Annotated in this window: 12 protein-coding genes; all 12 read right to left on the bottom strand. The window is 45.8% G+C overall.

From position 1 onward, the window contains the following. Positions 1-198 precede the first annotated feature (198 nt). Positions 199-1059, bottom strand: coding sequence for a ribosome biogenesis GTPase YlqF (gene ylqF / locus ACWA2B_RS23440; RefSeq protein ID WP_029514994.1), 861 nt, complete (start codon positions 1057-1059; stop codon positions 199-201). A gap of 86 nt (positions 1060-1145) precedes the next feature. Next, positions 1146-1772 carry a signal peptidase I gene (lepB, locus tag ACWA2B_RS23435; protein WP_029514995.1) on the bottom strand — a complete coding sequence of 209 codons (627 nt, stop codon included), beginning with the start codon at positions 1770-1772 and terminating at the stop codon, positions 1146-1148. Between the two features lie 101 nt (positions 1773-1873). Further along, positions 1874-2218 (bottom strand): 50S ribosomal protein L19, encoded by a 345-nt coding sequence (gene rplS, locus ACWA2B_RS23430; protein WP_010346403.1) that lies wholly within the window; start codon positions 2216-2218, stop codon positions 1874-1876. 224 nt (positions 2219-2442) lie between these two features. Next, positions 2443-3261 carry a tRNA (guanosine(37)-N1)-methyltransferase TrmD gene (gene trmD, locus ACWA2B_RS23425; RefSeq protein WP_029514996.1) on the bottom strand — a complete coding sequence of 273 codons (819 nt, stop codon included), beginning with the start codon at positions 3259-3261 and terminating at the stop codon, positions 2443-2445. Beyond that, positions 3261-3776, bottom strand: a complete 516-nt coding sequence (gene rimM / locus ACWA2B_RS23420) for a ribosome maturation factor RimM (RefSeq protein WP_013309864.1) — start codon at positions 3774-3776, stop codon at positions 3261-3263. The genes trmD and rimM overlap by 1 nt, the downstream gene beginning before the upstream one ends. A 98-nt stretch (positions 3777-3874) precedes the next feature. Continuing rightward, entirely contained in the window at positions 3875-4105 is a 231-nt protein-coding gene (locus ACWA2B_RS23415; RefSeq protein ID WP_013309863.1) for a KH domain-containing protein, read from the bottom strand. A gap of 23 nt (positions 4106-4128) precedes the next feature. Continuing rightward, positions 4129-4401, bottom strand: a complete 273-nt coding sequence (rpsP, locus tag ACWA2B_RS23410) for a 30S ribosomal protein S16 (protein WP_013309862.1) — start codon at positions 4399-4401, stop codon at positions 4129-4131. A gap of 66 nt (positions 4402-4467) precedes the next feature. Continuing rightward, entirely contained in the window at positions 4468-5844 is a 1377-nt protein-coding gene (gene ffh, locus ACWA2B_RS23405) for a signal recognition particle protein (protein ID WP_029514997.1), read from the bottom strand. A gap of 51 nt (positions 5845-5895) precedes the next feature. After that, complete coding sequence (locus tag ACWA2B_RS23400; protein ID WP_029514999.1) at positions 5896-6264, bottom strand: putative DNA-binding protein; 369 nt, start codon at positions 6262-6264, stop codon at positions 5896-5898. A 166-nt stretch (positions 6265-6430) separates the two neighbouring features. Further along, the gene (trhA, locus tag ACWA2B_RS23395) at positions 6431-7081 is read right to left on the bottom strand and encodes a PAQR family membrane homeostasis protein TrhA (protein ID WP_025721713.1); all 651 of its coding nucleotides are present in this window, start codon (positions 7079-7081) and stop codon (positions 6431-6433) included. Positions 7082-7246: 165 nt separating this feature from the next. After that, a complete protein-coding gene (ftsY, locus tag ACWA2B_RS23390; RefSeq protein ID WP_025721714.1) occupies positions 7247-8263 on the bottom strand; it encodes a signal recognition particle-docking protein FtsY in 1017 nt (338 codons plus the stop codon). Positions 8264-8301: 38 nt separating this feature from the next. After that, positions 8302-11871 (bottom strand): chromosome segregation protein SMC, encoded by a 3570-nt coding sequence (gene smc, locus ACWA2B_RS23385; protein ID WP_340885080.1) that lies wholly within the window; start codon positions 11869-11871, stop codon positions 8302-8304. Positions 11872-12002 lie beyond the last annotated feature (131 nt).

Genomic DNA, 12002 nt, shown 5'->3' with positions numbered 1-12002 from the left:
GCCCATCTATATGTAGTTTAACGCGTCATTCATGCCGTAGCTCTAGCGATTGAATTCAGCTTACCACAGACCTTCATCGTCCAAAACCCTTTTCTAACTGCCTTCAAATACCAAAAAAACCTTCCTCCTCTCCGGAGAGATGGGGAAGGTTCTTCCTTGCCACAAAGTGCTATGTTCTGTATCGGTGTACCTGTAGAATCAGTAAGGAGCTTCCAGACTGAACCGTCCCAGCTTCCCTGCACGCAGCTCACGCAAAATGATTTTTGACGCCTTTTCAAGATCCACACGTCCGCCGCTAACAATACAGCCGCGTTTACGTCCGATCGCTTCCATGACGTTGACAATTTCATCAGGATTTTCTGTATCTTCAGGACGTTTGGTGAGCTCAAAGCGCTCTGCCATTACATCCCAATAGTACTGGACCAAATATTTAGTCGCAAAAAAAGCAATATCCTCGACATTCAGAATTTCTTCCTTGATCGCACCTGTAACAGCCAGACGATAGCCTACATTCTGATCCTCGAATTTAGGCCATAGAATACCTGGTGTATCCAGCAATTCAATTTCACCGATCTTGATCCACTGCTGTGCCTTCGTTACCCCTGGACGGTCACCCGTAGCTGCAATATTACGTCCCGCCATTCGGTTGATCAGTGTCGATTTACCGACATTCGGAATACCAACAATCAACCCACGCATAGGACGCGGGTTCATTCCCTTCCGAATCTGCCGATCTATCTTTTCCTTAAGCAACAGCTTAGCCTGAATCGGGATTTCTTTTAGCCCCGTTCCAGTTGTGGCATCTACTGGTAAGGCCACATGCCCCTGCTCCTTAAAGTAGGCAATCCATTGCTGTGATACTACGGGGTCCGCCAAATCTGCTTTATTCAATATAATCATTCGCGGCTTGCCTTGCAAAATATCATCAATCATTGGATTTCGGCTGGAGAGCGGCAATCGAGCATCAATCAGCTCAATAACCAAATCAATCAGCTTTAATTTTGCTTCAATTTGGCGGCGCGCTCTGGTCATGTGACCAGGAAACCATTGAATCGTCACCGTCATCACCCCATTGTGCGTAACTCCAACTTTTACCCTTAGGCTCTTAGTTAGGATTACGGCAGCTATGCTGCTTATTAGTTATTCTAGTGGTTAATCCACTGCATATCTTTCGCCGGCCAGAAAATAACGTCAGCCCGACCCACGACTTCTTTCAAATCAATATATCCGATCATCCGACTGTCTGTACTATTGGAACGGTTATCTCCCATTACAAAAATATGCCCAGCCGGAACTTTTCCATCCTTAAACTTCTCATTTGGAAAATTTGTAAACTTGTTGTAAAGCTCGCCATTTTGATGCGCTTCTTCCAAAGGAGCTTTCAGGTAAGATTCCTGAATCGGCTTGCCATTTACTGTAATTGTGTCACCTTCTACCTTGACCGTATCTCCTTCAACGGCAATGACGCGTTTGATAAAGTCTCTTCCTTCCTCCGGCACATGAAACACGATCACTTCGCCTGGTCTAGGGGCACGGAAATCATACAAAATCTCATTCACAATGACGCGTTCTCCGGTATGAAAGTTAGGCTGCATCGACGGGCCATCCACAATAAACGGCTTAAAGAGAAGCCAGCGGATTAAAAAGACAAGCACTAACGCAATAATGATGGCCTTGAGCCACTCAAAAATCTCATTTTTTGGTTTACGCTTGGGCGTACCATCCTGATCAGTTGGCTGCTGTACAGCTCCTTGTCCTACTTCTTGCTCCATAGCTCACTGTCCTCTCTTTACGGTCAATAATCCACAGTTCCCTATGTACGTAGAAAAAACGAAAGGAGCTTGTAACCAAGCCCCTTTCGTTATTCGTTGTATTAACGACGAATTTCTTTAATTCTCGCTGCTTTACCGCGCAGTTCACGAAGATAATAAAGCTTCGCACGACGCACTTTACCACGGCGAGCCACGTCGATTTTATCGATTTTCGGGGAATGAAGCGGGAAAGTTCTTTCCACACCTACACCGTAAGAAATTTTACGAACTGTAAAAGTCTCACTGATTCCACCACCACGGCGTTTAATTACAACACCTTCAAACAACTGGATACGCTCACGAGTTCCCTCAATAACTTTCACGTGCACTTTCAAAGTGTCACCAGGACGAAAGTTAGGCAAATCTTTACGCAGTTGTTCTTCAGTGATCGCTTGGACGATATTCATCTATGACTCCCTCCTTCCGTACAGGTGTTCATGCTTCTTCTGGAAACACAACCGTTTCCTTCATCATCCACAGAGGACCACCGTATTACACACAACAGATGTATTGTATCATGGAGGATACCGCATTGCAACAACAAAAAGGGATTTGACCAAACATTATTTAATTGACTTTATTATAGAACAGGTCACTGCCTGCTTTCAAATCCACTCATGTTTAAAGCGTTTTAATGCTTGTCTTCCAAAAAGTCAGCTTTGCGTTGCTCCTCAATCCACACGCGCTCCTTGCCTGTCAGTTCAGCTTGTTCCAATAGATCCGGTCGGCGTTCCATCGTGCGACGTAACGCCTCTTGTCGTCTCCAAGAGTCAATATTGACGTGATGCCCTGACAGGAGTACATCGGGTACTTTCCAGCCCCGAAACTCCGCAGGCCGGGTATAATGGGGGTATTCCAGCAGCCCCGTACTAAACGAGTCCGTTACCGCACTCGTTTCGTTCCCCAGAACTCCTGGAAGCAACCGTGTCACACTGTCAATGACGGTCATGGCTGGAAGCTCACCACCAGTCAATACATAATCTCCGATAGAAAGCTCATCCGTCACCAAATGCTCTCGAATACGCTCATCATAACCCTCGTAATGCCCACATATAAAAATAAGATGGTCCTCTTTAGCCAGCTCTTCCGCTTTCTTTTGCGTAAAAGTCTCGCCTTGTGGACACATCAAAATGATACGCGGAGATTTTATGTCTGTGTTACGTTCTACCCCTTCAAGTTGGTTAACTTCATCGGCAGTCTCTAATGTTGGTTGCTCTGATTTATCCAACAGCGCTTCCACAGCAGCAAAAATAGGGTCAGGCTTCAAAACCATGCCGCCCCCACCGCCATAGGGCGTATCATCCACTTGTCCGTGTTTGTTGCCGGCATACTGACGAAAATTAACCGCTTGCAGTGATACAATTCCCTTATCCCTTGCTTTTCCCAGAATGCTTGCATTAAATACTCCATCAAACATCTCTGGAAACAGGGTCAGCACATCCACCCGCATTACAGCAGACCTTCCATTAACCGTACCGTAACTCGTTTTTCACGCACGTTTACATCCAAAATAACATCTTCTATATACGGCAATAGCAGTTCCTTGCCTTTAGGCATTTTGACTACCCATACGTCATTGGCTCCCGGAGTCAAAATTTCCTTGACCACGCCGAGCTCATTTCCGTCCTCGGTCACCACTTCCATGCCGACTACTTCATGAAAATAGAATTCATTTTCTTCCAATTCGCCTAACCGCTCAGCAGATACCTTCAACAATGTACCTTTATATTTTTCAACTTCATTAATATTGTGATATTCCTTAAATTTAGCGACAACCATATTTTTTTGAAAACGCGCTGTTTCAACAGTTACGGGGATCGGTGCTTTACCTTCAGCCGGAACAATCAAAAGCTCACTGCCTTTTGCAAAGCGATCCTCTGGAAAATCTGTCGTCGTTAATATTTTTAGCTCCCCACGGATTCCATGGGTGTTCACAATTTTTCCGACATTAAACAATTGTTGCATCGTGTTCCTCCTGCTTGTAATCGGTCCCGCTCCATATACATCTTCATCATGTACGAAAAAGGGTTAGGACATACATCCTAACCCACTTTCGTATATCTTTAAGATATGATGTCTACGGTAACCCGTTTATCCATCTTAACGGCTGCTGATGCAACCACAGTGCGAAGCGCCTTGGCGATACGACCCTGCTTACCAATGATCTTGCCTACATCCTCAGGATGTACACTAAGCTCATATACAACAAGCCGATCCTTCTCCAAGGTCTTCACGGTTACATCTTCCGGATGATCGACTAAAGCCTTAGCAATGATTATCACTAATTCTTCCATGGTTGACCCTCCGTATCAGCACCTTATTTCTGTAGTTTAGACTCATGAAACTTTTTCATTACGCCCGCTTTGCTAAGCAAGTTACGGACTGTGTCGGATGCTTGTGCACCATCTTGCAACCATTTCAGCGCTTTATCTTCATCAATTTTTACAACCGCTGGTACTGTGATTGGGTTGTAGTAACCGATTTCTTCGATAAAACGACCGTCACGCGGGGAACGAGAATCAGATACCACGACGCGATAGAAAGGAGCTTTATGTGCACCCATACGTTTCAGACGAATACGAACTGCCACGAAAATTCACCTCCTTCAAAAAGTAGACTGTATATTGTTATCCATAATTCCAAGGGCCTATTGGCCTTAGCGGAAAGGAAACTTCATACCTTTACCCATACTCTTCAACTGCTTCATAGCCTTGTTTTTGCCACCCTTAGGTCCCATCATATCTGAGAACTGCTTCATCATGCGACGCATTTCGTCAAATTGCTTTATCAGACGATTTACCTCAGCCAGTGATGTTCCACTGCCTACAGAAATACGTTTGCGACGGCTATGATTAATCATGTCTGGGTTTTGCTTCTCCTGTGTGGTCATAGAATGAACGATAGCCTCAATTCGGCCCATCTGTTTGTCATCCACTTTGATATCTTTCATTTGCTTCATGTTGCCCATACCGGGAATCATATCAAGAATCTGGTCGATTGGGCCAAGCTTCTTAACTTGATCCATTTGCTCCAGAAAATCTTCGAAAGTAAACTCGGCATTACGCATTTTCCGTTCCATTTCCTTCGCCTTATCGGCGTCGATATTGGACTGCGCTTTTTCAATCAGGGACAACATGTCACCCATACCTAAAATCCGTGAAGCCATCCGTTCAGGATGAAACGGCTCCATCGCATCCAGCTTTTCACCCAATGTAGCAAACTTGATCGGACATCCCGTTACAGCTTTAACCGATAAAGCTGCACCACCACGAGTGTCGCCATCCAGCTTTGTCAGTACAACTCCCGTTAACTCTAGGCTAGTATTAAAGTGCTCCGCAACGTTAACCGCGTCCTGCCCCGTCATGCTATCTACAACCAGTAAAACTTCATCCGGGTTGACGTTGGTATGAATCCGGCGCAACTCTTCCATGAGCTCTTCATCAACATGAAGACGACCGGCAGTATCTATAATAACGTAGTCATTTCCATTATCCTTAGCATGCTGCAAACCCTGTTTTGCGATTTCCACTGGGCTTGTCTGATCTCCCAGAGTAAATACAGGAGTATTAATCTGCTCCCCAAGAACCTGAAGCTGCTTGATCGCGGCTGGTCTATAAATATCACCAGCTACAAGCAATGGGCGATGATTTTGCTTTTGCAGCAATTTCGCCAGTTTACCAGATGTCGTCGTTTTACCTGCGCCCTGGAGACCCACCATCATAATGACCGTAGGCGGTTTGTTTGCTTTGGCAAGCTTGGCCTGACTGCCACCCATCAACTCGGTCAGTTCCTTGTTCACGATGTCGATGATGACCATGCCTGGCGTAAAGCTGTCCATCACTTCCTTACCAACGGATTTCTCCTTTACCTTGGCAATAAAGTCCTTTACAACCTTGAAGTTAACGTCCGCCTCAAGCAAAGCTAATCGTACTTCGCGCATCGCCTGAGCTACATCATCCTCAGACACTTTTCCTTTACCGCGCAGTTTACTGAATACATTTTGCAAGCGAGTCGATAATCCTTCAAATGCCATACTTTCGCACCTCCTTGTCTACCAGGGTTGTTTGTTCTTAATCTATATGTCCTACAGTTCCTGCAGGCGATTTACAATTTGATGGACATGTTGCAGAGTGCCTTCATCGGACTCACTGATTTTACCGAATGCCTCATACAACGTCTTATTTAATTCATCGAGATCTTGGATTCTGCGCTCATACTTACTTAGCAAACCAAGCTTTTCCTCGTACATTTCCAATACCTGTTCAGCACGTTTAATATGTTCATATACTGCCTGACGGCTAATTTGAAATTCCGATGCAATTTCCCCTAAAGAAAAATCATCATGGAAGTAATATTTTAAAAACATCTGTTGCTTCTCTGTAAGCAGAGGTTCATAGAAGTCAAACAGTCGGTTAATCCGGTTTGTCTTTTCCAGCCGATTCTCCTGACTCATCTTGTATACCTCCATCGTCAAGGAAAAACACTTTACAGTTCTTTTCAACGTTCCTTATGATACCTAAAAGAAAAGAAGATGTCAAGCGTTATCCCTTGTCATACAAAAAAAAGCCGATCCACTGTCCTTAAACGGAAGTACGGATCGACTTTTTACCCATTGTTACTTAAACCCTTACCGGAGTAAGATACAGCAGAACAGCCAGAAAATGAAGTATGCTGCCTGCCAGAACAAACAGATGCCAGATCGCATGGTGATATGGAAATGCCCGCCACACATAGAAAATCGTGCCCAACGTATACATAAGGCCACCTACGAACAATAACGTCATCCCTCCGGCGGGAACAGTCGCAACCAGAGGATTCCAGGCAATGGTGATGAGCCAGCCCATCACAATGTAAAACACGGTAGACATAAACAGGAAGCGCTTGGTGAAGAACGCCTTGAACAACACACCGAACAGTGCAATCCCCCAAATCACTCCAAACAGTGTCCATCCCAGAGTACCTCGCAGTGCAACGAGCATAAACGGGGTGTAGCTACCTGCAATAAACAGGTAAATGCAAGAATGATCGAATATTTCGAACAAATCCTTCATTTTTCCTTCACGCAGGCTATGAAGCAACGTTGAATTGGTGTACAACAACAGCATCGTAATCCCGTAAATCGTAAAGCTGACGACATGCCAAGTGGTTCCTTTCATGCTAGCAAAAACAATAAGCAACACAAGCGCTGCCACGCTTAAAACGGCTCCAATTCCATGTGTAATGGCGTTGGCTACTTCTTCCCGTCGGGAGTAGGTATAGGTGTTTGCCATCGGTTTTTCACCCGGCTTCCTGATTTATATTTTACATACAAGATACATTACATATACGACATCGACAGACCTCTTGCTTTCATTATACATCTGGGCAAACTTGAACAGCAACAGGATGGCTACTTAGTTATCCCAAACGTAGCATGAAAGCCCACTTTAAACGTATCAGTTCTGTTCTTCCTCGCCTGTAGCAGTTGCTTCGACCGTCTCTTCCTGAATCAACCCCGCGAACAACGCATGAACGAATTGCTCGGAATCAAACGGTTGAAGATCATTCACTTTTTCACCTAAGCCCACCAGCTTAACAGGCAAATTCAGCTCCTGACGGATGGCCACAACAATCCCGCCCTTCGCTGTACCATCCAACTTCGTTAGTACCAGCCCGGTTACACCGCTTTTCTCACCAAACAGCTTGGCTTGGTTAAGTGCATTTTGTCCAGTCGTCGCATCAAGTACCAACAACACTTCATGAGGAGCATCTGGAATTTCGCGTTGAATCACACGGAAAATTTTGTTCAGTTCCTCCATCAGATTGCTTTTATTCTGAAGACGTCCTGCGGTATCACACAACAAAACATCCACTTGTCGCTGCTTGGCAGCCTGTACGGCATCAAACATAACTGCAGCCGGATCGGAACCGGATTGCTGCTTAATAACCTCTACACCTGCCCGCTCGCCCCATACCTCCAACTGTTCGATCGCACCCGCCCGGAACGTATCTCCGGCAGCCAATAATACTTTTTTTCCCTCTTGTTTAAAACGATGAGCTAACTTGCCAATGGTTGTCGTTTTGCCGACGCCATTGACTCCCACGAATAGAATGACTGTAATTCCGTCAGGACTCATTTTGAGCTGACTGTTGTCATTCCCCCGCAGCAACTCGGACAGCTTTTCCGACAATACAGGCTGTAATTCGGATGCATCCTCAATTTTGCGCTTTTTCACTTCTTCTCGCAGGTCTTCAATGAGGTTCATAACCGTGTTGACGCCTACGTCCGCTCCGATCAGAATTTCTTCCAGTTCCTCATAAAATTCCTCATCAATCTTTTTACGGCGAATCATCAAGTCCGTTACTTTTTCAACAAAACCTTTACGCGTTTTTTCCAAACCATCTTTGAACTGTTTTGTGACCGATTCAGTTTTGTTTGCAATGCTTTCCTTCAATTTCCTAAAGAAACTCATGGATTCCCTCCGTTGGTCTGAAAGTATGTTGTTTAATGTCAGGCAATCTCAGCTTCATCGTTGTCCAGCTTGACAGATACGAGTTTGGAAACCCCGCCTTCCTCCATCGTAACCCCGTACAGCACATCAGATTCTTCCATTGTGCCCTTGCGGTGTGTGACTACAATGAACTGTGTCTGCTCCGAGAATTCTCGTAAATACTGGGCAAAACGCACCACGTTTGCTTCGTCCAATGCAGCCTCTACTTCATCGAGTACACAGAATGGAACAGGTTTAACGTGTAAAATGGCAAATAGTAACGCCATCGCTGTTAACGCACGCTCACCGCCCGACAGTAGCTGCAAGTTTTGCAGTTTTTTGCCCGGTGGCTGAGCTACGATGTCAATTCCCGTCTCCAATAAGCGTTCCGGGTCAAGTAACACGAGATCAGCACGTCCGCCTCCGAACAGCTTGGAGAATACCGTTCCAAATTCGCGCCGAATAGCATCGAACGTAGTCTTAAAGCGTTTGGACATTTCTTCATCCATTTCACGAATAACCTGATAAAGTGTTGTCTTGGCCTCCACCAAATCAGACTTTTGCTCATCAAGAAACGTATAACGCTCATGCACACGCTGGTATTCATCAATGGCGCCCAGGTTCACCTCACCCAACGCGGAAATACCACGTTTGAGCCTTTCTACCTCGCTCTGCGTGCCTTCAATATCTTCCGGTATAGGGTAACGCTGCTTGGCTAACTCATAGCTGAGTTCATAATCATCACTTAATTTTTTCAGTACGTTTTCCAGCTCCACATCAAGCCGATTTACTCCAATTTCCGTTTGACGAAGCAACTCCTCCACTGACTTGAGCTGAATTCGCTGTTCTTTCGTGTCGTTCTCAGCCACTTCAAGCTTTTTGGACAAGCTACTGCGTGCAGCCCGCTTGAATTCCAGTTGTTGTGCAGCTTCTTCTTTTTTCAAACGGTATTGATTGAGATTTTCAATCTGTTTCACAGTCTCCTGCTCATTGGTCAGCAAATCTGCTTCAATGGAAGCTAGTAAGGTCTTGTTTTGTCTCGAATCCTTACCAAGAGTATCATAATCCCCACGCAATCTGCGCAACTGCTCTTCCAATGAAAAGCGTTCCTGGTCCAGCTTTCCTTCTCTTACTTTGAGATTCGTGAGCTCTCCCTGCAACTGCTCTTTGGCAGATTCGTTGGCTTTACGGGCGAATTCAGCAGCGTGAATGGCCTGATGCGTTTTCTTTTCTTCTTCCTCCAGCGCAGCTAACTTTACCAACGCTTCTTCCCGGGAAGTTTCCAGCTCCTTGATTTCCTGATCAAAGCCCTTTTTCTCCTGACCAGACGCAGCGACCTGTTCCAGAACATGACGAAGTTCATGCTCCAGTTGTTTGAGCTCCATAGCCATCTGCTGCTCTTCACCACGCTTCACATCACCGCCCTGACGTAGCTCGTCCAGACGGATCTGTGTCTCTTCCAACTGGCGTTTGGTATCTATTGCACTCTGGCGCAACCTTGCAATTTGCTGCTCCGTATCTACAATGTCTTGATCCAACTGATCCAACTGACGTTTGCGTCCAAGCAGATTAGCATTTTTCTTGAACTGGCTTCCCCCAGTCATGGAACCCCCTGCATTGACAACATCGCCTTCCAAAGTGACAACGCGGTATCTATATTGGCAACGGGCCGCAATACGGTTTGCATCTTCCAATGTACGGGCAATGACCACATTCCCCAACAAACTGCCTACAATTCCAGCATATCGATCATCGTACTGAACAAGATCAGCACCGATCCCGACAAAGCCCTCAGCTCCTTCTGCAATTTGGCGTTCCCCTGCGCCGATTTGACGCGGGCGGATAACATCCATAGGCAAAAATGTCGCTCTGCCCAGTTGACGTTGCTTTAGAAAACTGATTGCCTGTCTGGATACGGATTCATTTTCCATCACGATATGCTGAACTGAAGCACCCAAAGCAGTTTCCATTGCCTGCTCTAAATGCTCAGGCACCCGAATCAGCTCTGCTACCGCTCCATGCACACCGTGCAAGGTTTCTTTTCGTGCAGCCTTCAATACCTCTTTAACTCCAAGCATGAAGCCGTCAAAGTCATCCTGCATTTCCTTCATTGTATCTCGCCGTGAAATTTGAGCCTCACGTTTTTGTTCCCATTTACGAACTGTACCCTGGTTTTCTTCCAAAAGTTTTTGCAGGGCCTGGTACTTTTCACTTCCCTGAATATAGCCACTACGCAAACTACTGATTTCCTGCCCCAGCTTCTGAACCGCAGCTTCCAATCCCTTTTTGCGCTGTTCAAGTTGTACTTTCTGGGCTTCCCATTTGCCGGATTCGTCACTTACGCGAGTCACACGCCGTTCCAATGCTTCCTTCTGTTGGTCTGTATAACGGATTTCGTTACGCGCCTGCGCCATCTGATTCATCAGCTCCAGCAGACCACCCTTTAGACTTTCTTCCTGCTCCTGGCTGATTCCGCCTGTAACTCCAATCAGTTTGGCCTCTTCGTCAGACAGCCGCGCACGCAACTCGTCAAGCTCTACATTCAGTGCAGACAGCTTTTCGTTCAGCTGATCCAGTTCACTCTTGCGCTCGGAATGCCGTGATTCGCTTGTACTAAGTGATAAGATCAGTTGTTCCCGATTAGCCGCCAGATTGCGTGTGCGCTCTTTGAGCAATTCGCCGTAGCCTTCACTTTTCTCCGTCGCTTCACTGTATTGCAGCAGATCCCTTTGCAACTGTTCTACTTGCTCTTCCAGCTGGCGTAATTCGTTGCGGTCGCTTTCCAGCATCGCATCATGGCGGGATACCACCGTGGACAACTGAAGTTGCTCCTGCTGCAGCAAAGCTAATTTGGAAGTCGCATCGCTCCACGAAGTATGAATTTGTTCAATTTGATGGACGTACATAGAGATTTCTTTTGATTTCAATTCACCGCGTAGCTCTTTAAAATGAATCGCCTTTTCAGACTGCTCCTTAAGCGGTCCAATCTGATCCTCCAGTTCACTAACTAAATCGTGAATACGCAGCAAATTTTGCTCCGTCTCATCCAGCTTGCGAACCGCATCTTTTTTACGGGATTTATATTTTACGATACCCGAGGCTTCCTCAAAAATACCTCGACGATCCTCAGATCGAGTACTTAGGATTTCTTCAATGCGTCCCTGCCCAATAATGGAATAAGCTTCTTTACCAATCCCTGTATCCATAAACAGCTCTGTAATATCTCGGAGTCTGCATGATTGCCGATTAATGAAATATTCACTATCCCCACTTCGATGTACACGTCGCGTTACCGTAACTTCACCAAAATCCAGAGGCAACGCCTGATCTTCATTATCCAACGTAAGCGATACTTCACCGTAATTAACAGCCTTACGAGCATCACTACCTGCAAAAATAATGTCCTCCATTTTGCCGCCACGCAGTGATTTGGCACTCTGTTCGCCCAGCACCCAACGAATCCCGTCGGAAATATTACTTTTTCCGCTTCCGTTGGGTCCGACGACTGCCGTAATGCCGCGGACAAATTCCATTTCCGTTTTATCTGCAAACGATTTGAAGCCCGCCAGCTCAATGCGCTTTAAAAACATGCTCAATCTCACCTCTAACATTTCAAATATGCTTGTACAACACCGTTTACCTGATTGATATGAATTATCCCTATTGTAGCATAAACTAGCTTGTTTAAAGCACAGTACCAACACTCACATTACACCAGCAA

It is taken from the genome of Paenibacillus sp. CMM36, from assembly GCF_053570945.1.
Note: the sequence above shows the minus strand (reverse complement) of the source record. Positions and strands in the feature narration are given on the sequence as shown.